The following is a 22,407-nucleotide window of genomic DNA, read 5'->3' as shown; positions in this document are numbered from 1 at the left end:
AATTACCGCAAGGACTGCATGACAATGTTTGTCACATCCCGTGCGACACTGTCCATGTCGCGATTTCCATCCACGACCCTGAACCTGTCGCGGTAGTCATTGGCCAGCGACAGAAAACCCGCCCGCATCTTGCGCTGCAGGTCCAGGCCAAAATCCTCGAACCGTTCTTCGGTTCCCTGACGCCCCTTGGCCCGTGACAGCCCGGTTTCAGGGTCCATGTCGATCAACAGCGTCAGATCGGGGTCCCGACCGATCATCAGGTCGTGCAATTGGTCCACGACTTTGCGCAGATCCCCCCGTGACAGGCCCTGATACATGCGGGTGCTGTCGGCAAACCGGTCGCAGATCACGATTTTGCCCGCCGCAAGGGCCGGTTCGATCGTGCGTTCCAGGTGGTCGCGGCGCGCGGCGGTGAACAACAGAATCTCGGTTTCAGCCGACCATCTGTCAGGATCGCCTTCCAACACCAGGCTGCGGATTTCCTCGGCCCCCGGCGAGCCGCCGGGTTCGCGGGTCAGGATCACGTCCCGGCCCGTGCGTCGCAGGTTTTCGGCCAGCAGGCGGGCCTGAGTGGACTTGCCCGAACCATCAATCCCCTCAAAGGTCAGAAACACTCCGCCCTCGGTCACATCGACTCCAGCGGGGTATTGATCACGTCTTTCAGGACGATGCCGCCCACGGTCATCATGCGCACGACAAAGCCGCCCAGCGGGACATCTTCGGCAGCCACCAGCGGGCGTCGGATTTCCGGCAGACCTTCGGGTTTGATAACCAGTTCCGCCAATTGCTGCCCTTTGGAAACCGGCGCGTTGATCGGGCCTTCATAGACAACCTCGGCTTCGACGGCGTCATCTGACAGGACCGGGAACAAGACGCTCAGGTCGTCTTGCGGAACCAATCCGACCGTCTTTTGCGCGCCCATCCACAGTTTGGCTTGGGCTATCGGCGTTTCGGCTGTGGCAACTGTCCTCTCGACAAAATTTCGAAACGACCAGTTAACGACGGCCTCGGCCTCCTCTGCGCGGCGGGCCGTGCTGTCGAGGCCAGACAGAACAAAGATCACGCGGCGATCACCCTGCTTGGCCGATCCGACAAGGCCATATCCGGCCTCGTTCGTATGTCCGGTCTTCAACCCATCCGCCCCGATATCAAGCCGCAGCAGGGGGTTTCTGTTGCGGGCATTGGACGGCGCACGCCCGTCGAATTCAAACTCTTCCTCGGCGAACAGGGGGTAGTATTCGGGGAAGTCGGTGATCAGGTTGTCGGCCAGGATCGCCAGGTCATGCACCGACATCATGTGCCCGGCCGCCGGCCATCCGTTCGAATTTGCAAAATTCGAATTGTCCATCCCCATCTGCTTGGCGCGCTGGGTCATGAAACGGGCAAAACCGGCCTCGGTTCCATCCGGGCTGAGCGCCTCGGCGATCACCACGCAGGCGTCATTTCCGGACAGAACGATAATGCCGCGCAACAGGTCTTCGACCCGGACGCGATCCTGTGTGTTGAGAAACATGGTCGAGCCGCCATAGCTCATGGCGTGTTGCGAAACGGGCAGCGTTTCATCCAGCGTCAGGCGACCGTCGCGCAGGGCCTCGAAGGCGACGTACAGGGTCATGAGCTTTGACATCGACGCCGGCGGCAGTGGCTGGTCTGCGTCTTTGGACAGCAAGACAGTCCCGGTCTGTTGGTCAATGACATAGGCCGCGCGGGCCGTCGTATCATAGGCTTGCGCGGGCAGCGCCATGGCGGCCATTCCGATGGCCAAGACTGTTGAGCGCAGAGAGGACAGCATCGTCAGCCTCCTTTTCAGTTACTTGCGGTAAAGGCGTCCTGGAACCCGAGGTCCTTCACGTCTTGCAAAAGCGCCTTGCGGTCGGCGCGGGTGGTGGCGGGGCCCACGACAACGCGCCAGACGTTCTTGTCGCCGCTTTTGGCGCTGAGAACATCGGCGGCCATGCCGTTTTTGCGCAGCTTGTCGGCGGCACTGTTGGCGTTCGCCTCGACGCTGAACGTCCCGATCTGGATATAGGGCTTGGTCAATGAAGACGCGGCCGGGGCCGCAGCAGCGGCGCCTGCGGCGACCTCGGCGGCGGTCGGCTCGGCCGTTTCGATCGCCGCGGCGGCGCTTTCGATCGGGTCCAGCGGTGTTTCGGTGATTTCTTCGGGCTTTTTCTTTTGCCACCACTTTTTCTTGGCTGGTTTTTCAGCCGGCGGCGTGACTGTGGGGTCAGCAAGGGGGCTGGATTGGCCCGAGGGGCTGGGCGCGCTTTGGGTTGCGGCCGCTGCGCTGTCATCGGCTGCCGAAGCACCCGCAGCAGCGGCACCGGCTGCAGCAGCGCCAGCCGCAGCAGCGCCCGTGTTTTCCGGATTTTTCTTCTGCCACCACTTCCGCTTGGCCGGGGCCTGGGTGGTTTCCTGCGCGGTTTCGGCTGCCGGATCGGCCTCGGCGCCTGCTGTTTCAGGCGCATCGGATGCATCGGATGCAGCGGTTGCGTCGGGGTCGGCGGCCACGGGCGGCGGCGCCTTGACCTGTTCACGCCGCAGCGCCACGACCTGCAACCGCGCCGGTGATCCGGCCAGCATGCCCAGTTGTTCGGCCGCCGATGACGAGACCTGCAAGGCCGGGCCGGGCAGGTCGCGCTCCCGGCGGAAAAGCGCGCCGGTGACGGATTTGTTGTTGGCTGCGTTCTTGATCAGGACACGTTCGGGTTGCTTGGCATCGGGATGGGCCACCCAGATGCCGCCAAGGGACGGTCGCCCATCCCAAAGCCCGGCTTCGGTGACATCAAAAACATCCGGCGCCTCGACATCGCGCTGCGATCCGTTTGCCACGTCAGGAAACAGCTCGGTCGCGCCCTCGGTGTCCTGCGCCTCGGCAGGGGCTTTTTCTTTCGCGGCCTCCCCTGAAATCAAGGCCTCGTCGCAACTTGCCAATGCTGCCAAAGCCACTGCCAGAACCAACAGCCGCTGCGGTTCAAAGCGTGTCCCAGTCGCTCGCTTCATCGTGTCATCCCTTGCCTGAAGGGGTCTCTTGACCCGGACCCCGGCCGCCTGTCGTTCGGTTCTTTTGCCGATCCCTGGCAGCCTTGCGTTCAGATCATAACGCGGGCGCCTGAGCATGGAAAGACCGCTGGTTTCGCTTCGGCAATAATTCCCCTTTTGACTTGCCACCGTTTCGACTTGGCCTTAGACCCTGCCCGCAGCGGGGAGGTGGCAGAGTGGTCGAATGCGGCGGTCTTGAAAACCGTTGGGCGTGAGAGCGTCCCCAGGGTTCGAATCCCTGTCTCCCCGCCACTCATACCTGTCTCACTTCAGTTGTGTTTTCTGACCCGGAATTGTGCCGCAATTCCCGCGAGTTGGCGCATGCGCTTTCAATCAGAGACGAAGCAGACCGTACACTCAGAGCGCAATTCAGGCCCAAGTCTCAGTGCCGCATTTTGGCGGGGTCGCTTTGGGCTGGATTTCCCTGATACCCGGCAATTTACAGGGAATTTCTGCAAAACAAGTCTGGAACCCGGGATTTCAGATGTCACAACTCTATTTTTTCCAATAGCTTAGGTTGCAAATTCCCTAAACAGTGGAACAGGGAATTTTCTCGCAGGAACAGGGAATTGTGCCGACGGATCAGGTAGCGCGAGCCTTGTATCAGGGACGCAGGACTTGGAGATGTCAGAAGCCGAACAGGCGCTCCTGTTCGGACCAGTCTAGAGGGTGAGTCACGCTGACCAGACGCTTGAGTGTGAGTTCGGGCGGCTGTGTGCCGTCGAGAATCGCAGCCTGAATCTTCGGGGAGAGAAAGGCGAGCTGGGCGCGGGTGCGGATGAAGGCGCCGGGGACGCTTTCACGGCGTGCAATCTCCATCAGTTGAACTCCGGCTCTTAGATCGCGCGCCCAGCCATGGGCGCGGATCAACATGGACCGGAGATGGGGATCGGGTTGGCGTGCAATGTCTCCAGCGATGACCTTGGCCTCGACGCCGCGGCGGCGCAGATCGAAAGATGCGGTGACGTGGGTGAGATCCGGGTGCAGATGGTCCGCAGCAATGCCGAGTGCGCTTGCCAGAGTTTTGGGGTTCAATTCGAGGTCAATCTGTCCTCGTGCAATTTTGCCTTTGGCCAGAAGAGCAGCGCCGACCTGACCGCCTTGATGTTGAAGCCGGGTTACCAAATTCGCAACTGAAGTCTGAACTGCCTCCGTTGACCCGGCCTCCGGCTGCGCCAGTACCTGGTGCGCGGCGGCGGCCTCTTGCAGATGTCTGACTATGACATCAATGACCACGTTTTCCAGCGTCGGGCCAGGCAGTCGCCAGCCGGAGATATCCTTTCCCCCCGAGATCAGTCTGTTGGAGACATAGTAGCGCAACCGTCGGCCTTTGCGCGTGGTGTGGGTCGGCGTCAACCGATCACCTGTTTCGTCCTGTAGCAGACCTGTGAGCCAGGCGCCGGGGTCATTGGTACGTTGGCGCGCATCAGGTGAAGCGTCTGCACGAGATCGCTGCGACGCTTGGCGCATTTTCTCCTGTACCCGGTCCCAGACGTCCTGGTCGATGATCGCGGGATGTTGTCCATCCCAGATCTTGTCCTTGTGGCGGATTTTGCCGAGATAAACCGGGTTGCGCAGCAAGTAATAGATCTGACCGCGTGACAGCGGACAATCCCCGTTCATGCTGCCATCCGCGCGAACAGCCCGTTTTGACCGTAGGTCTTCTGCTATTGCCCGTTCTTCTACTTTGCGCAGACAACCCAACTCGTCATAGAGCCCAAAGAGATGCCGGACCGTTCTGGCCTCCTCTTCATTTACCACCAGCGTTCTTGCTTTTGGATCGGGGTGGCGGTCATAGCCGAGAGGCAGGTTGCCACCCATCCAAAGCCCCTTTTTCTTAGATGCTGCAATCTTGTCGCGAGTACGTTCGGCGGTAACTTCCCGTTCAAACTGAGCAAAGGACAACAGCACATTCAGGGTCAACCGACCCATGGATGAAGAAGTATTGAAGGCCTGTGTAACCGAAACAAAGGAACAGTTTGCCTGTTCCAGCCGTTCGACCAGCTTGGAGAAGTCAGCAAGCGACCGGGTCAGCCGGTCAATCTTGTAAACCACCACCATGTCAATACGCCCGGCATCGATCTCTTCAAGAAGGCGCTGAAGGGCAGGGCGTTCGAGTGTGCCGCCGGACAGGCCACCGTCATCGTAGCGCCCGGGCAGTAGGGTCCAGCCTTCATGTCGCTGGCTGGCGACATAGGCCGCGCAGGCTTCATATTGCGCATCTAGTGAATTGAAGTCCTGGTCCAACCCATCCTCTGACGACTTGCGCGTATAGATGGCGCATCGGATTTTACGGCGCGGGCTCATTTGGCGATCTTTCCGGAGAGCCCGAAGAAACGCGGCCCTGACCAATGCGCGCCGGTAATTTTTCGGGCGATGGCCGAGAGTGAGCGATAGGACCGACCGTTCCAAGTGAAGCCGTCCTCTGTGGCGTCGACTACATGTGTCACGCCATTCCACTCACGCAGCAGGCGCCCACCGGGTTTTAGGGCAGGGCATGTAGGCCGGGGTTTCTTCCCAGAGCCCTTTTCCAGCGTGGCTTTGACTTGCCGGGGTAGCCTGCCATGACAGCGGGACTGCATCTCAAAGGCGATAAAGCGGCGCAGGAAGGGTTGGCTGAGCATGGCGGGGGCTGGTTGATCAAACAGTTGCTGCCAAAGCGTGACCAGATCCGATCGTCCCATGGCGGCCAGATCGGCAACATCGCTAGTCTTGGTCATGACTCTTCTCCTGTTCCCACCGTCAGGTGATAGGTGGATGAACCATCTGGTTTGTCGGATGTCCGCCTTTCAATTGTGACGCCTTTTTTTCGCAGGCCGCTTAGAGCCGCTCTGACCGAATGAGGCTGCCACCCCGTTGCTTTGCAGAGCGCCTCAAGGCTGGCGCCGCTCCGGCGACGCAACAAAGCTTGAACCTTGTCAATTTTGGTTTGCTTCCGTTTGGACATTAACTGTCTCCTCTGATCTTGGGTCAGCGAGATGCCGAACCCCGGTACCGAGGAGCGCCCGAATGGCTCGGGCGTAGGTTCAGTGATGCGTGGTTGACGGCAACAGTCCAGCTCTTTCTGAAACGATTACTGGAGGCGTGTGTTTTGAAGTGCGACGCTGCCGTACCCCCGATTATTCGTCAACAATCTTAATTGGTTACTTTTTGCTTGGGGGTTGTGTCTTGTAATGATGGCACCTACATTTAACCCAATCGCCCGGACTATCAGGGCGGGAAACTGCTCCCGCAGGCAGCACTCATTGGAAACACAGGTTTCCGCAGAGAGCATTCAAAGGAGCAACGTCTCGGATCGATTGGTCCGGGGAGTTGCGATTTGTGCTCTCTCCGATTTTCCAACGCGATCCCTCCATCTCGACGTCCGCGCGGCGTCACGCAAAAGGAGGCGGTTATGCCTGACAAAAACACACAGAGCGACGGTCTGGCGTCCAATACGCTTATCTGGATGGCCGAAAAAGTGATCCAATCCCAGATCAGCCAGATCAAGCCCTACGCCAACAACAACCGCGTACACGCGGCCACGAATATCGACAAGCTTAAGGCATCGGTGGCCCAGTTTGGCTTTGTCACTCCGATCCTCGTGGATGCTGAAGGTACCATCATCGCGGGTCATGGCCGCTATGAGGCCGCTAAGGCCCTGGGGTTGAATTCCGTACCGACTGTTGTCGCGGATCACTTGTCAGAAGCGGAAGTGCGCGCTCTGCGCATTGCGGACAACAAGCTGGCGGAATTGTCCGACTGGAACGAAGCGGCCCTTCAGATTGAGTTTGCCGAGCTGATGGATCTCAGCCTTGATGGCGAGTTGAACTTTGATCTGGACATCACAGGGTTCGAAACACCGGAGATCGACATCATTATCGACAGCGTCGGTGAGGTGACGGAATCTGTAGCGGAAACTGTTGAGACGCCGGACCCTGCGGCACCCGTAGTCACGGAGCCGGGCGACCTCTGGGTTCTCGGAGATCATCGCATCTTCTGCGGGGATGCCCTTCAAGCCCAGAGCTACGACACCTTGCTGGAAGGCGAGCGCCCGCAGATGATCTTCACCGATCCTCCTTATAACGTGCCGGTCAATGGGCATGTCCGCTGTGGTGGCAGTTCCGATCACCGCGAGTTTGGCATGGCGTCGGGAGAAATGTCGGACAGCGAGTTCCGCAACTTTCTCACAGACGTGATTGCTCGTTTGCTCGTCATTCTGCCCGACGGAGGCATTGCGATGATCTGCATGGACTGGCGTCACATCGAAGAACTGATTGCGGTGGGCAAGGCAGCTGGATTGGATCTCATCAATCTCTGCGTCTGGAATAAGACGAACGGAGGCATGGGCAGCCTTTATCGCTCCAAGCACGAGCTGGTTTGCATCTTCAAGAAGCCCGGTGCGCCGCATATCAATAATGTCGAATTGGGCAAACACGGGCGCAACCGGACCAACGTCTGGGATTACGCCGGTGTGAACAGCTTTGGGGCGGGGCGCGAGGCGGACCTCTCAGATCATCCCACCGTGAAACCGACAGCTTTGGTGGCGGATGCCATCATGGATGTGAGCCACCGCGGCGATGTCGTGCTGGACGCCTTTGGCGGGTCTGGCGCGACCTTGCTGGCAGCTGAGAAAACCGGGCGCCGGGCGCGGCTGATTGAGCTCGACCCGGCTTATGTCGATGTCGCCATTCGGCGTTGGCAGGAGATGACTGGCGAGAGCGCCGTGCACGCGGTGAAAGGCCAGACGTTCGATGCGCGTTCTGCGTCAACCGATGCCACTTCAGAGCTGGAGGCGGATCATGTCTGACGATACGAAAGACTACAAGGTGGGTTACGGCAAGCCGCCCAAAGCGACCCGGTTCAAGAAAGGCCGCTCTGGCAATCCGAAAGGGCGGCCGAAAGGTGCCAAAGGGGTGAATGCCAGCTTGAAACGCGAATTGGAAACCAAGATTACGGTTCGCGAAGGCAGCCACGAAATCCGGATTTCCAAGGCTGAGGCAATTGCCAAGCGGTTCACGGCAGGCGCGTTGAAGGGCGACACGAAATTGTTGATTGCGCTGCTTAAACTGGACACAGATCTGTTCAACGCAAGTGAATTGGACGCGCAAGAAAGCGTCCGTACGGTTGAGCCGGACGCTGTCGACTACGACATCCTCCGGGAGTTCTTTTCCAGCCAACTGGACGGTGACGGCGGTCCGGAAAACGAGGAGGCGGAAGATGACGACTCCTGATCCCAAAATGGTCCGGCAGGTCGCTCGCGAGGTTTGCCGGGACAATTTCTTTCCCTTCGTTTGGCGTGTGTTTGGCACGCTGCACCAGGGAACTGACCGCAGCTTTGATCCGGCCTGGCATGTGCGGGCCATGTGCCATGAGTTGGACAATGTCCGTCGAGGCGAAAACAAGCGACTGATCATCAACATCCCGCCCCGGTGCCTGAAATCGGTCACCGTGGCCGTTGCATATGTCGCTTATCTTCTCGGTCATAACCCCAGCGCCAAGATCATCGTTGCCAGCTATGGGTTGGATTTGGCGCGCAAACATTCCGAAGATTGTCGTCGGATCATGTCTGCGCGCTGGTACCGGGAAATGTTCCCTGAAACGGTCTTGGCTAAAAAGGGCAACACCTCAGAAGAAATCCGCACCACAAAGGGAGGCAGCCGTAAGGCTGTCTCCATTGGAAGTTCTGTCACCGGTCATGGCGCGGACTACATCATCATCGATGACCTGCTGAAAGCCGGAGATGCCGGCTCCGAAGCCGAGCTGGTCAAGGCGCAGGAGTTCATTGAGGGGACCTTGTTGTCGCGCTTCGACAATCCGGCCGAAGGGCGTGTGGTTATGGTTGCGCAACGGTTGCACGAAATGGATCCGCCGGGTTATCTGCTCGAACGCGGGACCTATCGGCATCTGAATCTGCCTGCCATCGCCGAAGACCATGAGGTGGTTCCTCTTGGGCGTGGAAGGGTCATGCGCCGCAAACCGGGTGATCTCCTGTGCCCGTCCCGTTTGGATCAGCAAACGCTGGATACCAAGCGTCGCGAAATGGGCGCGGCCGTGTTCAATTGCCAGTATCAGCAGAACCCCATTGCTCCCGACGGGTCGCCCTTGCGCTGGGAGTGGTTTGGCACCTACGAGACCATCGAAGATCGCCGCTGGTATCAGCTTGTCGTTCAAAGCTGGGATACGGGGATGTCTGCGGACCCCCGGTCCGACTTCTCGGTCTGCACAACTTGGGGGTTCCGCGAAAACGCGTGGTACCTTCTCGACGTCTGGCGTGGGCAGGTGGACTACCCAGACCTGAAAGCCAAGGCACTGCAACTTGTCGGCCGTTGGGATCCCGATCGTGTCCTGATCGAAGATGCGGCCTCAGGCAAACCTCTTTTGGACGAGTTGTTTCGTGATGACCGTCGGCGCTATGAACCCATTAAACCCGACAAGGACAAGGAAACACGGTTCCAGTCCGCTTGCGGTCCTGTCGAAGAGGGCAAGGTTTATCTGCCTGCAAACGCGCCCTGGCTGACAGCGTTCAAACGGGAACTGCAGTCCTTTCCACGCGGGCGAAACGACGATCAGGTCGACAGCTTTGCCCACTTTCTAAACTGGTCCAAGGGACCGGGCTTCTACCGGGCATTGGGCCGCGACCACCGGATCAACATCGAACGTCGGGAGCGTAATCGAGAGAGGGTCAGGCGACGGTAGAATCTCGGAGTTGAGCTTTAAGACGCATCGAGCCCTGCTTCAAAGTTGGTCACCTCTATCTATCCCGCAAGCGGCCCCAATGACCGCTTGCATCCGCAAAACAGTCCTTTGACTAAAGCTGTCGGATGACTGCTTCGAGCCCATCCTGTGATTTGGATATTCTCGCTGCGTGCGCTCGCAGCACCAAGTTTTCTGCGCAAGCGTAAATTTCCACGATGCGGTGCGGCGTCGTTTCCGGCCATTCGCCCTCAGCGCGGCAATTTTAAAGCAGCAGGTTCACAGGTTGCGGGACGGAACCGACTTTGGCAAGTGCAAGAAAATCTGCACACCACGTGCTCTTCGGCGCGACTGATAGATGCTTATGGACTACGAGCACCGTCACGGTGGGGAGTGTTGCCGTCGATAGCAGCTCGGTGTTTGACCAGTCCATCGTTTGACTGCGCGGGAAAGAGTTTCCTGATTTGCATAGCCAAGCTCACGCGACAACTGCTTCAGCGACACGCTTGGTTCGTCAAGCAGGCGACTAATAGAAGTCTCAGCGCGAACCCTATCTACAATCTGCTCAAGATTTGTGTTTTCCTCAGAAAGTAGACGTCTGAAGCTGCGTGTGCTGGTACCTGCAGCAGCGGCCAAGCTGTCCAAGCTTGGCGGCGCCTTTCCAAGCATGCTTTCGACAAGCGCACCAGCCTGATCGGCCAGCGACTGGCTCTCGCGCAATACACGCAGATTTGTATCGTCTTTTTTGACGGCCAGGCTGCGTACTTCTTCCGGGAACTCGGCCTCGGCCACGTCCTGATCAATTTTTACATTCAGCGTGCGGTTTTTCGCGGGCATCACTCGATCCCCGAGCCAAGGTTTCAAATGAGACAAACCTTCGTCTGGGTGGGGTACAAGTTCGACACGCGAAACAGCTGGTGTATTGTTTGTCGCCACAGAGCAAATCATGTCAACCAACGCCGCCACATATTGCTGGACGTAGTGCAGTACTTCCTGCTCGCCCACCTCCAAGATCCAGCCATCTGTGATTTGAATTGAATTCGGCCCATCAACAACCATGAAGATTTCATGTGTGGAATGGGTTTGCATCTTTTGCGATACCCGGCGAAACCCATGGCGTACAGTTGGCCCAGCGAAGGCCGCGGCACCAATCAAGCCGATCTCGAATCCGCCGCGCCCGTCTACGATCCTTCGTGGGGTGTCAGCACCTTCCTGCCTCGAAAGTTCCACCAAAAAACGAACGGTGCCGCGCAGGGGAATTGGCAGGTAAGGGTCATTATCTGGAACCCACTCCAGCCCCGCCTTCGCCAGCAAAGCGTCAACATCAAGATGATTGTCATGCGCCCATCGCCGCATTGGATAAATGGACGCGGCGCGAATGAGTGGAATGGATGATGGCATAAGAGTAGTCTCCAGCTTCTCGTCGAATTTTGGCCACTGAAGTCAAATTTAGACCAGTATTTTGATCCAAATCAATATAGGATCACTCCGCTTCCGGATGCTTGTTCAATACCCAAGCTCGGCAAAATCCGGTGGGGACGCTACCTGCCGCCAAGATTTTTCCGACTTTCAGGATGCGCAGCAGATCGAAGGGAAGAAAAAGAGTATGACACATCGAAATCTAGCACTGATTGTAGCCATAGCTTCTATGTCTTGCGTGAGCCTGAGTGCCCATGCACAGACCGAAGCCTCGCTAGGATCGCCGGGTGCCACAACCACAATTGACGGCAGACAACTACCTCCGCCACCGTCTGAGTTTGGCGGCAAAATCGAACCTCAAGCGCTCAAGTCAACCGAGTACTGGCCACCGCGCGTGGTACCGCCGGAGGGGGCACCCAACGTTCTGCTAATCATCCTTGATGACGCAGGGTTTGGCGTTCCAAGCACCTTCGGCGGGGTAATTCCGACGGACACGATGGACGAACTTGCCGCACAAGGGCTGAGCTTCACCAATATCCATTCGACCGCTTTATGCTCGCCCACACGAGCGGCTCTGATTACAGGTCGCAATCACCATTCAGTTGGCTTTGGTGTCATTTCCGAACAGTCCACCGGCTACCCCGGTTACAACAGCATCATCCCCGAAAATAAGGCCACCATCGGCCGGATACTATCAGACAACGGCTACGCAACTTCGTGGTTCGGCAAAGATCACAACACGCCGTCGTTCGCCGCCAGCCAGGCGGGACCATTCGACAAATGGCCCACAGGTCTCGGGTTTGAGTATTTTTATGGCTTTGTTGGCGGTGATGCGAACCAATGGCAACCAAACCTCTTCCGCAACACGACCCAGATTTACCCCTATGACGGAAATCCGGAATGGAACATGATCACGGGTATGGCGGATGATGCGATCCAGCATATTTCACGTCTGACCCAGATCGAACCCAATAAGCCGTTCTTCGTGAAATACGCGCCTGGTGCGACGCACGCCCCGCACCACCCGACCAAGGAATGGGTGGAGAAGATCGAGGCGATGAACCTCTTTGACGACGGCTATGAGGCGCTGCGCCAGACGATATTCGAAAACCAGAAAAAGCTGGGGCTTGTCCCTCAGGATGCGACCTTGACGCCATGGCCCGCTGACAAGATCAAGCCATGGGATAAACTGAGCGATGACGAGAAAAAACTGTTCGTCAAGCAGGTCGAGGTCTTTGCTGCCTATGCGGCCTACACCGACCATGAGATTGGCCGCGTTGTCGATGCTATCGACGATCTGGGGCGGTTGGAGAATACGCTGGTCATTTACATCAACGGTGACAACGGGACATCCGCCGAGGGTGGTCCCATGGGAACGCCGAACGAGGTTGCCTGGTTCAACGGCATCTCGGCCATGCCTGCCAAAACCCAACTTCAGTGGTATGATGTTTGGGGTACCGAAGAGACGTACAACCACATGTCCGCAGGCTGGTCATGGGCCTTTGATACGCCGTTCGATTACTTCAAGCAAAATGCCAACCGGCTGGGTGGTGTACGTCAGAACATGGTCGTATCATGGCCCCAAGGGATTACCGACAAAGGCGGGATGCGCGATCAGTTCCTGCACGTGATCGACGTCGTCCCGACCCTTCTCGAAGTGACCGGTATCGCTGAACCGCTCGAGGTGGACGGCATCGTTCAGTCACCAATTGAAGGCACAAGCTTCGCTTATACCTTCGACAAGGCCAACGCGGACGCGCCAAGCCGTCACCGAACACAGTACTTTGAGATGATGGGCCAATGGGCGCTGTATCACGAAGGCTGGTTCCTGAGCACCAAGGTCAACCGGATGCCCTGGGAAACACCCAAAACACCCAACCCGGATCCGCTCAATAATCAAGTGTTCGAGCTTTACGATCTGAGAACGGATATGAACCAGCAAAAGAACGTCGCTGCGGATCACCCTGAAAAGGTCGCGGAACTGAAGGCGATCTTCATCGAGGAAGCCAAAAAGTATCAGGTGTTCCCGCTGGATGCCTCTGTCACATCCCGCCTCGCGAAGCCGCGACCCAGCATCACCGCGGGCCGTACCGAGTTTGTCTATACGCAACCCATGATCGGTGTGCCTCAGGGCGACTCTCCCAGTATCTTGAATTCGTCCTATACGTTCACGGCCGAGATCGAGGTGCCTGAAGGCGGCGCAGAGGGTATGATCGTGACGTCTGGCGGCCGGTTCGCGGGCTACGGGTTCTACCTCAAAGACGGCAAGCCGACTTTCACTTGGAACATGCTCAATCTCGAGCGCATCCAGTGGCAGGGTAACGACGCTTTGACACCAGGAAAACATACCGTCGAGTTCGATTTCAAATATGACGGATTGGGTGACGGAACGCTGGCCTATGGCGACGCCAGTGGCATCGGACAGAGCGGCACCGGCACCCTCAGCGTGGATGGCAAGGTTGTTGCGACCAAGAAGATGAAGAACACAATCCCGGTCATTCTGCAATGGGATGAGTCGTTCGACATCGGGCAGGATACGCTAACAGGTGTCTACGACGACGACTACAAACCGCCCTTCAAGCTGACGGCCAAGCTGGACAAGCTGACGTTGAAAATCGACAGGCCGGAACTTTCGGACGCCGATAAGAAGCGGCTTGAAGACGCAATGCATCGCGCGAGCGACTGATCATGCACGGCCCCCGTTATGTCGAGCGGGGGCCGTTCCATTCATTCGACGGGGACGATTATGAAAACCAAGAAAAAGCAACAAAGTGTCGGTCCGACCCGACGCCAGATCTGTGCCGGTGCAGCGACATTGCTGGCAACGGCGGCAAGTCGTGATGCAGCGGCCCAAGACGCCAACCAGTCCGAGGCCGACTTTCTCTTCGTGCAGACGGCCTAGGACATGGCTGACACCGCTGACGAAAATCGCCTGACGCTTCGAGGTGTAAGCCCGGTGATCCTGTTCTTTTCGGATCGCCCCGACCGGATCGCGGGCAATATGAAAACAGAGCGGTTTATTCCTTTCTGGAGCGAAGGCGAGGACAGTTTTCTGGCCGTGCCACCCAACGCCGATCTTTCGATCCTGGAAGGCGATGAACTCCTTCAAGTCGTCGTGGAGTTGGAGAACCCCGTGCTCGACGGGGACGATCTACACTACACGGTCGACCGCATTCTGACAGGCACAATGCCAGTGCTTGGGGAAAACATATCGCTTTTTATAGACGTTATCGGAATGCCGCGTACGCCGGTATCCGCAGCAGGGGTTCGGCGGCGCACCTACCGGCGTGCGGTTTTGTACTAGCAACAGCGCGCTTGGTGCGTTGTTAAGATAGGGGGATACTGAATTGGCAAAACCAAGCACCTTGTACTGGTGGCTGGTTGGGCTTGGCTCGATCATCCTCGTCGTGGCAGAGGTCGTGTTTGGCGGCATCCTGCTTCACAGCGAAACAAAGCAGATCACCTCGACAACCCGCGTTCTATTGTTCCTGCTGAGCGGCAGCTTGTTGTCGCTCGCCATGCTCGCTGCGCTGCGCCACTACCTGTTGTCCAGCAATGCCCGGCAGGAAACCACCGACCCTGAGCATGCGCCATCGTCGCGCGGTCTGAGTGTCATCCCCTTGGTGCGGGCAATCCTGATCACCTTTACCGTCATCATTGCGATCCTTGTCGCCCTTGCAGAGCTTGGGGTCAAAATTGCACCGATGTTGGCAGGGGCAGGCATCGTCGGGATCGTATTGGGTATGGGGGCGCAGAGCCTCCTGAAGGATATTCTAGCGGGCATTTTCTTTGTGATAGACGATGCCTTTCGGCTGGGAGAATATGTAGAGATCGGCGAGACACGCGGCACCGTCGAAAAGATTTCTCTGAGATCGATGCAAATCAGGCACCACCGGGGGGCGCTGCAAACGCTCCCCTACGGCACCATTCAATCGGTCAAGAACCTCAGCCGGGACTGGGTCATCTCAAAGCTTGAGTTTCAGGTCCCCCACGACACGGACATCCTCAAAGTCAAAAAAGTCATCAAGGCACTGTCTAGGCAAATCGAAGAGGACGAGTATTTTGGTCCGCAAATGCTCTCTCCTGTTAAGTTTCAAGGTATCTACGGCGTAGATCTCTACGGGCTGACCGTACGTGTCAAATTCACAACCCTGCCTGGCGAACAGTTTCTCATCCGCCGCGAAGTCTACAGGCTGGTGCAGCAAGGCTTTGCAAACAACGGAATCGAGTTTGCTGAACGTACTGTAAAAGTGGATCGCTCAGACGATGTTATTGCCACCGCGGACGACACCGAGGCACCGCGTGTATCGGCCTCTGGCTGACGGCTGACGTACTGGCGCGTCTAATCAATTTCTATTAGCGCTTCAAAAAAGGACATGGCCATGCGCAGTTTGACTGTATTGGTTGTCGTTGCCGCCGCAATTGAACTTCGTCCCTGTTCCCGGACACCGGGGTAATTTACCCCTGTCCACGAAAGGAGCATCGCATGGGACAATCGAGACGGACATTCACAGATGAGTTCAAAGCCGCAGCTGTTGGTCAGCTTTATGAGCCTGGTGCCACACAAGGCGGTGTTGCCAAGGATCTTGGAGTGACGAGCTCTCAGTTGAAGACGTGGCGCTTGGAGATCGAAGCGGCAGGATCGCCGCTGCGAATGCGAACGGATGCAGCGTCAGCAACAGCCGCGTGAGCGAAGGGCGGGTCTGTTGCGCACCTCGATAGCCGGTCCTAGTTGCACCGAAAGGGCGGTCCGATTTTCGCGCCTCAGACTGGCTTTGAATGGCCGGTCTGGCGACTTCAAATACAGCGCAGCAACCGTTACGCCGCTGCTGCGAAAAGATGCTGCACCAGCACTTGCCCCGCGGGCAATGGCGGCTTGGTCCCGCATCACGGTCATTCGAACAACCTTCCGCGAACTACCGCTTCGAGCCCTTCTCAGACCTTGATCGCTTGCGCAGCATTCGAGACATTGAACAGGAACTCGCGGCCGCATTCGACGACGAAGCAAAAGGATGTTTAAGGTTGTCAGACCACTTCGCACAATGGAGATTCAAATGCGTCGATCGATCCTGATGCTGTCAATGGCTATGGGGATATTGGGGGGGCAGCATCATCCCAGCCGCTTTTTGAGGATTCTAAGGCTTTCAATCCTTCCAGCGAAACGGCATTGGCGATTACCGGGCCAGTAATCATGTCTACCAAGCGGATGGTCTTCGAGACCGGCAGGTTTCTTGATCTCGAAGTTTATGACCCCAAGAGTTCAGGCAATTGGGGTGCGTCTGGCGACGTGCCTGTTGCTCAGGTGTTTCGTGTATCAGGCGATGCAGGCCCACTAAGGCAGGGAAACACGCTTTGTGGCGACCAACCAGTCACGTATATGGCAACCTGGAGTGAGGACAGCTCCGGGTCTACCTACCTTGGTGTAGCGATGTTTACTGGCATGGAACCGCCTGCAGGCATTGCCGGTCAAGCGTTGTGCGCGACGTACTTCTTCTCGATGGATGTTACGGAGTAGTCCGGCAGTTGTCCTGTACTCATCGACAGAGAGGACCATTCAAAGTCCAGGGCAAGCATGTGGTTCAGCGGTAGGGAATGCTGAAGAACGAGAAGCTGTTGGTTTGGGTGATTACGGACTCTCCCGTTTCCGCCATTAGGCTTGCCATTGCTGCACTTCCCGTCGGACAGGCCACAAGATCGGCCGAATCGTCGAGCAAATCGCCAGTAAACGCCGTTTCGCCGACAAGCTGGCACTCGTCCGCAACACTTCGGTAACCGCGAACGAAGTTCAGTTCCGGGTCGGGTTCGCTGATCGCTAACTCTTGAGCGGTTTCGACGCATCCCGTCACCGTCAGCGCCAAAGCGCAGGCACATATGGCACGCATGATCTTTTCGAGGCGCCTTTCCTTATATTCTACTCCCACTCTGCACCCGTGCTGCGCCAGACCATTTCATCTGAATCCCAAACACTGGCCACGATGCAGGGCGTTGGGTTGATCCCACCACATTGCGAGCCATGCACATCCGCCAAAAGCACGCGGAATGGGCCGATGTTCGCCATGTCCCATCCCTGATTGAGAAGCGAGAACAAATGTTCCTCGACCAAGAAGTGAGACATGCAACCGCCTGTCCCGCAATAGAGCGACACAGCGGTGGAACAGGCAAAACCCGCCTCGTCCAGAACCCAGTTCCGCTGAATACTGTTTGCGGGTCGCACGGCGAATGTCCTTTACGACCTTCTCACCGTGGCTCTGCTTGGTTCCGGGTTTCTTTCTCATCTCCACTCCTTGGCGGTTACGATGAGCCAGAAACCCTCTCTTATCAAATCGACCTAAACTGTCCCATAGGCGCTGACGTCAGACAAGGCAAGAGCAAGTACCAGCCTGATCTTCCAGTGTCATGCAAATGCCGCCATCCGGCGGCCAGCATGGGCACGACAACTGCAAGTTGGAAGATCGGAGTTAAGACTTGGCTGCTCTCTCCAGTTTCAGGGTTCACGCCGAATAGAGAAGCGTCGATGATTGCCAAAACAATGCTGACGAGGACCACGAACAACACAAACCACCAGTACTCTGACCGCGCCGCGCGCCCGGAAAAAACGAAGTATTTTGCAACGCATGTCTTTATTGCATCGCCGAAACCCATGTCTGCGTGCTCCTTGAATACTTCGACAGGTACTTTCTGACACGAGGAGACAACTTGCAAGCTTTGGTCAACCTACTCAGATGCTGTAACTGCAACAGGCTGCATTGTCCGCATAACGGACGTATGAGCGTATTTGTTGAATGAACGCCTCGTGCCCATATGCGCCTCCAACGGGGATCGGATTCTGAACAATAGAGAACCGCGAAAACTGCCCTACACGCGCGAGTTTTGATTAGAACTGTGAGATCAACGCTCAGTTATGAAGGACAACCCAGACACGAGTTGTTTCAACCCAATCGCCGCGCCGGCGAAGATGGCAGCGAATGTTACGGGCGCGCTGTAGGCCAAAAGTGAGAAGGCAGATATACCTTGCCCGACGCTGCAACCGACCGCGATGATAGCGCCTGGCCCCATAATCGCCGCGCCGAGCATCTGACGCTTGAGTTCACGTGGATCCTCGCACGCTTCCCATCTGAAATGACCTTTGGACCACGACCCCAAGAATGCGCCAATGAGAACGCCGGAGACTGATCCGACCGCAAAGGACAAAGTGTTTCCGGAGGCCGTCATAAGGTAGAATATTGTGTCGCCAAGGGGCGCAGCGAAGGTATGGGTTTGAACCGGCTCACCATCGAAACCGTGCGTCGCCACCCAATTCGTGCCGAGCCACCCTGATACGATCGCCAGTCCAACTACAGATCCCCAAAACACCTGTGCGGGAGTGCGGCGGAAGCGCTGGTTTGCCAAGGCGAAAATCACCAACGCAACGCCGATGACGGAGCCAATGAGCCAAGCTGGGACAGAGGTCAGCCGTTCAGCCAGGAAGCTAATGCTCTGGGGGCCGTCAAGGTCCATTTCCTCGGGGAAGACCCAAACACGCAAGTATGCAAGGGGCCCGGACATGACGACGTAAGCGGACAGCCCCATAGTTAATACGATGACGAATGATCGCAGGTCGCCACCTCCAAGCCTTGCCAGCGCGCCATAGCCGCAATTTCCGCTGATGGCCATTCCGTAACCGAATAAGAGACCTCCTACGATCGACCCAAGTGGGTTCCATGTCTGTGCAAGATACCTTGTTCCAACAGGGTCCAGCCAACCGAAAGCCATAGCTGAGTGGCTGCCGACAATTGCTACGCCGATCGCAATTGCCCACATGCGCAGCCGCCGGTCATCATCTGCGTAAAGGTAGTCCTCGATCGCACCCAACGTGCAAAAACGGCCGAGGCGTGCGGCCAAGCCCAACACAATGCCGCCGATCACACCGATCAGGGCGACGGTGTTGGCGTCTCCCAATGCTTCAAACATTGCCAGTCTCCTCCCAAAGCTGGCGGGTATTTTTGGCGGCTTCTACTTCTCCCTGCAGAATAAATCGTAAACGACTTCCAGAATCTGTGTCGATCGATCATCCGCCAATCTGTAGTAGATCGTTTTCCCCTCGCGTCGCGTTTTGACCAAGCCCTCGAAGCGCAGGCGAGACAGTTGCTGAGACACGGCGGCCTGGCGTGCCGAGAGCATTTCCTCCATCTGCGTGACAGATTTTTCACCCGAGGACAGATAGCACAAGATCATCAGGCGCCCTTCATGGCTGATTGCCTTGAGGAAATTTGACGCCGTCTGAGCATTTTCCATCATTCTGTCCATGTCTTCGGCGCACATGTCCTTGGAGAACACAGGCAGTTTCAAAGATTTGTCCAACAAGATCGCCTCGCTTTCATAGCTCCACGCATTCAAAACAGTTTATTTAATACGCCGCCTATTATCCAGAGGTCTCAATAAGCACCCCCGCGTCACGCAGCAAAACGCCCAGCAACCCCCAGAAAAAATCTTCGCCGGGATAGCCTTCGATCCGGCCGACCTCTTGGCCATCGTCCAGCAGAACAAAGGTTGGCGTGTAGTAGAGAGGCCGCTCCAATGCGATGCCTTCAGGCATAGCCGCGTGGATATCGATGCGTTGAAGTGGAGCGACATTTCCTTCCGGTGTCTTGGGGTAGGTCTCCGAGATGTCGATGTCCCAACGTGCGCACCACATACACCCATCTTCTTCCGCCATCAGAAGTATCATTTCTGCCCGTAAAGCCGCGGGAGAAACAAACAACGTGATTGCAGTCAAAAGTAGAAGTAGGTGGCGCATCTCAAGCTCCGATTGACCGCAGCGACATAACTTTATTATTTTGAATATGTGAATGATAGCGTGCCAGGACAGGTTTGACCATGCTCGACATTACATTTGCAGGAGCTTTGGTCGCAGGACTGTTGTCTTTCCTGTCGCCGTGCATCCTACCTATCGTGCCGTTTTATCTTAGCTATCTGGCCGGCGTTGGGATTGATCAGATATCTGCGGGGTCAACACTTTCCGCCGGCGTTCGTCGCAGGGCAACGCTTTCTGCAATAGCATTTGCAGCTGGGATCATAACGATCTTCATGGCACTGGGGGCGACAGCTTCGATATTCGGGCAGCTGGTCCGAGAGTATTTCGACATCCTGCGCTGGATTGCAGCGGCGATCATCATTGCGATGGGGCTGCATTTCCTGGGGTTCATTCGCATCGGGTTCCTGTATCGCCAATTCCGTGCGGACGTCGGTGAAACATCAAGCGTAAGCCTTGTTGGGGCATATCTTCTTGGATTGGCATTTGCTTTCGGCTGGACACCCTGTGTTGGGCCAGTGCTCGCTGCGATCCTGTTTACAGCGGCCGGAACCGAGACGGCTTGGCGTGGAGCGGTACTTCTATTCGTCTACGGGGTTGGAATGACCGCACCGTTTGTTCTGGCGGCCTTTCTGGTCCGCCCTTTCATGCAATGGATGGCGCAGTTCAGAAAGCACTTGCCCCTCATCGAAAAGGCCATGGGTGGCTTTCTGGTGCTCTTCGGCATCCTCATCGCAACCAATTCCATCAACTACATCGCACAATGGATGCTCGACCATATGCCTTGGCTCGCAGCCATTGGATAATCCGGGAGGAAGACATGAAACGAGTTTTGTCAGTATTGATCGCGTGTCTGATCGGCGGGACAGTTTCCGCCGCTGAGCTGGGCGACGACGGTTTGCATAAAACACCGTGGATGCGCGACACGTTCAAAGACCTCCGAGAGGATCTCGAAGAGGCCTCAAGCGAAGACAAACGGCTTGTTTTGTTCATTGAACAGCAGGGCTGCATCTACTGCAAAAAGATGCATGAAGAGGTGTTCCCCCAGCCTGACCTTGCTGCTTTCATCGAAAAGAATTTCTTTGTCGTCCAACTGGATTTGCATGGCAGCACTACAGCTACCGACTTTGACGGGGAAGAGAATGAGCAAAGAGCGCTGATGCGAAAATGGGGGATTCTGTTTACCCCGACGCTTGTTTTTCTTCCTGAAGAGGTGCCAGGGGACGCTACAGCCATCGATGCCGCGGTCGCTGTTATGCCCGGAGCGTTCTCAAAAGGAACAACCTTGGACCTTTTCACCTGGGTCGACGAAAAACGATATGAGCTTGATAATGGTGAAGATTTCCAACGGTATCATGCCCGCCGCATTCAGGAGCGAAACAATGTTTCTCAGGATTGAGCACTGCCGTTATAAATAAAAAAATTCATTATTATGAATTTAATGTTGCGACAAGCGGTACTCGTCGACTACGGTACACAAAGGCTTTGGGTCGCAAGGCGCCGTCGGCGCGTTAGCAAATGGGAGGGATCATGAAGCTGAGACTCTTAACATTGGTCTGCGCAATGACGGGCTCTGCTGCATTTGCGGCAGATACAAACCCGAAGGACGTAAGCTACGACGACTATGGTGCTATCGAAGTCTCTTTGACTGGCGCTGCTGGTGATGCGGAAAATGGCGCGCTGATCGTTGGCGACAAGTCAAAAGGCAATTGCGTGGCGTGCCACGCGGTTTCGGCTTTGGCCGACATCCCGTTTCATGGCGAAGTTGGTCCGATGCTGGATGGCGCCGGTGATCGTTGGACCGAAGCGGAACTTCGCGGGTTGGTCGCAAATGCAAAGATGACGTTCGAAGGTACGGTTATGCCTGCATTCTACAAGGATGACGGATATATCCGCCCGGGCGACGCCTATACCGGAAAAGCCCCAACCGCGCCTTTGACGTCGATCCTGACGGCACAAGAAATCGAGGACGTGGTCGCGTTTCTTGCGACCCTGAAAGAAGAATAGTCGCGCTTTAAAGCGTGAATTTTCGAAGTTTCAAAGGAGATTGAAAATGGAACTCTCTCGCCGCGAGACACTGGCCCTTGGGCTGGGCGCCGCGTTCCTGACAATTATGCCGCTTCGGGCAAATGCAGCTGCTGAAGATGCCATCGCGGCATTTACGGGCGGCGCAGATGTGGCTGACGGCGGTGTTACGTTGACTGCACCGGAAATCGCAGAAAACGGAAATACTGTACCTATCGAAGTGAGTGCTCCGGGTGCCGCTGCAATTCTGATCGTGGCTGCAGGCAACCCCGAACCGGGCGTCGCGACATTCAATTTCGGTCCATTGGCGGCTGAACAAGCCGCATCAACCCGCATCCGTCTTGCCGGAACGCAGGATGTCATTGCCGTGGCGAAGATGGCAGATGGCAGCTTTGCCAAAGCGTCCGCGACCGTAAAAGTGACAATCGGCGGCTGCGGCGGCTGATCGCCACGCG

The 22,407-nt window shown here is 56.7% G+C and carries 25 protein-coding genes and 1 tRNA gene; 13 read left to right on the top strand and 13 right to left on the bottom strand.

What is annotated here, in order from left to right; translation table 11 throughout:
* Positions 1 to 2 precede the first annotated feature (2 nt).
* Genes tmk through ACXAG8_RS05720 form a run of 3 tightly spaced genes read right to left on the bottom strand, consistent with a single transcriptional unit; the run spans position 3 to position 3,003 of the window.
* Positions 3 to 629, bottom strand: a complete 627-nt coding sequence (gene tmk, locus ACXAG8_RS05730) for a dTMP kinase (RefSeq protein WP_475222797.1) — start codon at positions 627 to 629, stop codon at positions 3 to 5.
* Positions 626 to 1,792 carry a D-alanyl-D-alanine carboxypeptidase family protein gene (locus ACXAG8_RS05725; RefSeq protein WP_475222796.1) on the bottom strand — a complete coding sequence of 389 codons (1,167 nt, stop codon included), beginning with the start codon at positions 1,790 to 1,792 and terminating at the stop codon, positions 626 to 628. Before ACXAG8_RS05725 ends, tmk begins: the two co-directional genes overlap by 4 nt.
* A 14-nt stretch (positions 1,793 to 1,806) precedes the next feature.
* On the bottom strand, positions 1,807 to 3,003 hold the full coding sequence (locus ACXAG8_RS05720; RefSeq protein WP_475222795.1) for an SPOR domain-containing protein: 1,197 nt from the start codon (positions 3,001 to 3,003) through the stop codon (positions 1,807 to 1,809).
* Between the two features lie 201 nt (positions 3,004 to 3,204).
* Here ACXAG8_RS05720 and ACXAG8_RS05715 point away from each other — a divergent pair.
* A tRNA-Ser gene (locus ACXAG8_RS05715) sits at positions 3,205 to 3,294 on the top strand.
* 375 nt (positions 3,295 to 3,669) lie between these two features.
* On the opposite strand, the gene ACXAG8_RS05710 is transcribed toward ACXAG8_RS05715, so the two are convergent.
* The 3 genes from ACXAG8_RS05710 to ACXAG8_RS05700 are packed head-to-tail and all read right to left on the bottom strand — an operon-like array spanning position 3,670 to position 5,989.
* Complete coding sequence (locus ACXAG8_RS05710) at positions 3,670 to 5,349, bottom strand: recombinase family protein (protein WP_475222794.1); 1,680 nt, start codon at positions 5,347 to 5,349, stop codon at positions 3,670 to 3,672.
* On the bottom strand, positions 5,346 to 5,762 hold the full coding sequence (locus tag ACXAG8_RS05705; RefSeq protein ID WP_475222793.1) for a DUF2924 domain-containing protein: 417 nt from the start codon (positions 5,760 to 5,762) through the stop codon (positions 5,346 to 5,348). Before ACXAG8_RS05705 ends, ACXAG8_RS05710 begins: the two co-directional genes overlap by 4 nt.
* On the bottom strand, positions 5,759 to 5,989 hold the full coding sequence (locus ACXAG8_RS05700) for a DUF3489 domain-containing protein (protein ID WP_475222792.1): 231 nt from the start codon (positions 5,987 to 5,989) through the stop codon (positions 5,759 to 5,761). Before ACXAG8_RS05700 ends, ACXAG8_RS05705 begins: the two co-directional genes overlap by 4 nt.
* Before the next feature lie 447 nt (positions 5,990 to 6,436).
* Here ACXAG8_RS05700 and ACXAG8_RS05695 point away from each other — a divergent pair, with 447 nt between their 5' ends.
* The 3 genes from ACXAG8_RS05695 to terL all read left to right on the top strand — a co-directional run bounded on the left by ACXAG8_RS05695 (position 6,437) and on the right by terL (position 9,720).
* The gene (locus ACXAG8_RS05695) at positions 6,437 to 7,831 is read left to right on the top strand and encodes a site-specific DNA-methyltransferase (RefSeq protein ID WP_475222791.1); all 1,395 of its coding nucleotides are present in this window, start codon (positions 6,437 to 6,439) and stop codon (positions 7,829 to 7,831) included.
* Positions 7,824 to 8,255: a DUF5681 domain-containing protein gene (locus ACXAG8_RS05690; protein ID WP_475222790.1), complete on the top strand. Its 432-nt coding sequence runs from the start codon at positions 7,824 to 7,826 to the stop codon at positions 8,253 to 8,255. Before ACXAG8_RS05695 ends, ACXAG8_RS05690 begins: the two co-directional genes overlap by 8 nt.
* A gap of 67 nt (positions 8,256 to 8,322) precedes the next feature.
* Positions 8,323 to 9,720: a phage terminase large subunit gene (gene terL / locus ACXAG8_RS05685; RefSeq protein WP_475222789.1), complete on the top strand. Its 1,398-nt coding sequence runs from the start codon at positions 8,323 to 8,325 to the stop codon at positions 9,718 to 9,720.
* A gap of 378 nt (positions 9,721 to 10,098) precedes the next feature.
* Here terL and ACXAG8_RS05680 read toward each other — a convergent pair whose 3' ends face one another.
* Positions 10,099 to 11,118 (bottom strand): AraC family transcriptional regulator, encoded by a 1,020-nt coding sequence (locus ACXAG8_RS05680; RefSeq protein WP_475222788.1) that lies wholly within the window; start codon positions 11,116 to 11,118, stop codon positions 10,099 to 10,101.
* 97 nt (positions 11,119 to 11,215) lie between these two features.
* On the opposite strand from ACXAG8_RS05680, the gene ACXAG8_RS05675 reads away from it, so the two are divergent.
* From ACXAG8_RS05675 to ACXAG8_RS05655, 5 genes are all read left to right on the top strand, one after another.
* The gene (locus tag ACXAG8_RS05675; protein ID WP_475222787.1) at positions 11,216 to 13,822 is read left to right on the top strand and encodes an arylsulfatase; all 2,607 of its coding nucleotides are present in this window, start codon (positions 11,216 to 11,218) and stop codon (positions 13,820 to 13,822) included.
* 60 nt (positions 13,823 to 13,882) lie between these two features.
* A complete protein-coding gene (locus ACXAG8_RS05670; RefSeq protein WP_475222786.1) occupies positions 13,883 to 14,038 on the top strand; it encodes a hypothetical protein in 156 nt (51 codons plus the stop codon).
* 3 nt (positions 14,039 to 14,041) lie between these two features.
* Positions 14,042 to 14,440: a hypothetical protein gene (locus ACXAG8_RS05665; protein ID WP_475222785.1), complete on the top strand. Its 399-nt coding sequence runs from the start codon at positions 14,042 to 14,044 to the stop codon at positions 14,438 to 14,440.
* A 61-nt stretch (positions 14,441 to 14,501) separates the two neighbouring features.
* On the top strand, positions 14,502 to 15,458 hold the full coding sequence (locus tag ACXAG8_RS05660; RefSeq protein ID WP_475222784.1) for a mechanosensitive ion channel family protein: 957 nt from the start codon (positions 14,502 to 14,504) through the stop codon (positions 15,456 to 15,458).
* Positions 15,459 to 15,622: 164 nt separating this feature from the next.
* Positions 15,623 to 15,826, top strand: coding sequence for a transposase (locus ACXAG8_RS05655; protein WP_475222783.1), 204 nt, complete (start codon positions 15,623 to 15,625; stop codon positions 15,824 to 15,826).
* Between the two features lie 889 nt (positions 15,827 to 16,715).
* Here the strand turns inward: ACXAG8_RS05655 and ACXAG8_RS05650 are convergent.
* From ACXAG8_RS05650 to ACXAG8_RS05625, 6 genes are all read right to left on the bottom strand, one after another.
* Positions 16,716 to 17,057 carry a hypothetical protein gene (locus ACXAG8_RS05650; RefSeq protein ID WP_475222782.1) on the bottom strand — a complete coding sequence of 114 codons (342 nt, stop codon included), beginning with the start codon at positions 17,055 to 17,057 and terminating at the stop codon, positions 16,716 to 16,718.
* Positions 17,048 to 17,251 carry a hypothetical protein gene (locus ACXAG8_RS05645; protein ID WP_475222781.1) on the bottom strand — a complete coding sequence of 68 codons (204 nt, stop codon included), beginning with the start codon at positions 17,249 to 17,251 and terminating at the stop codon, positions 17,048 to 17,050. Before ACXAG8_RS05645 ends, ACXAG8_RS05650 begins: the two co-directional genes overlap by 10 nt.
* 203 nt (positions 17,252 to 17,454) lie before the next feature.
* Complete coding sequence (locus ACXAG8_RS05640) at positions 17,455 to 17,778, bottom strand: DUF805 domain-containing protein (RefSeq protein ID WP_475222780.1); 324 nt, start codon at positions 17,776 to 17,778, stop codon at positions 17,455 to 17,457.
* Positions 17,779 to 18,024: 246 nt separating this feature from the next.
* The gene (locus ACXAG8_RS05635) at positions 18,025 to 19,086 is read right to left on the bottom strand and encodes a YeeE/YedE family protein (protein WP_475222779.1); all 1,062 of its coding nucleotides are present in this window, start codon (positions 19,084 to 19,086) and stop codon (positions 18,025 to 18,027) included.
* Positions 19,087 to 19,128: 42 nt separating this feature from the next.
* Positions 19,129 to 19,464 (bottom strand): metalloregulator ArsR/SmtB family transcription factor, encoded by a 336-nt coding sequence (locus ACXAG8_RS05630; RefSeq protein WP_475223111.1) that lies wholly within the window; start codon positions 19,462 to 19,464, stop codon positions 19,129 to 19,131.
* A gap of 73 nt (positions 19,465 to 19,537) precedes the next feature.
* The gene (locus ACXAG8_RS05625; protein ID WP_475222778.1) at positions 19,538 to 19,912 is read right to left on the bottom strand and encodes a hypothetical protein; all 375 of its coding nucleotides are present in this window, start codon (positions 19,910 to 19,912) and stop codon (positions 19,538 to 19,540) included.
* An 80-nt stretch (positions 19,913 to 19,992) separates the two neighbouring features.
* Here ACXAG8_RS05625 and ACXAG8_RS05620 point away from each other — a divergent pair, with 80 nt between their 5' ends.
* From ACXAG8_RS05620 to soxY, 4 genes are all read left to right on the top strand, one after another.
* Positions 19,993 to 20,733 carry a cytochrome c biogenesis protein CcdA gene (locus ACXAG8_RS05620; RefSeq protein WP_170660800.1) on the top strand — a complete coding sequence of 247 codons (741 nt, stop codon included), beginning with the start codon at positions 19,993 to 19,995 and terminating at the stop codon, positions 20,731 to 20,733.
* Positions 20,734 to 20,747: 14 nt separating this feature from the next.
* Complete coding sequence (locus ACXAG8_RS05615; RefSeq protein ID WP_475222777.1) at positions 20,748 to 21,326, top strand: thioredoxin family protein; 579 nt, start codon at positions 20,748 to 20,750, stop codon at positions 21,324 to 21,326.
* A gap of 131 nt (positions 21,327 to 21,457) precedes the next feature.
* Positions 21,458 to 21,934, top strand: a complete 477-nt coding sequence (gene soxX, locus ACXAG8_RS05610; RefSeq protein ID WP_475143376.1) for a sulfur oxidation c-type cytochrome SoxX — start codon at positions 21,458 to 21,460, stop codon at positions 21,932 to 21,934.
* A 46-nt stretch (positions 21,935 to 21,980) separates the two neighbouring features.
* On the top strand, positions 21,981 to 22,397 hold the full coding sequence (gene soxY / locus ACXAG8_RS05605) for a thiosulfate oxidation carrier protein SoxY (RefSeq protein WP_058275041.1): 417 nt from the start codon (positions 21,981 to 21,983) through the stop codon (positions 22,395 to 22,397).
* Positions 22,398 to 22,407 lie beyond the last annotated feature (10 nt).

It is taken from the genome of Ruegeria sp. ABD4_443, from assembly GCF_056160865.1.
This window is presented reverse-complemented; position numbering and strand designations above follow the sequence as displayed.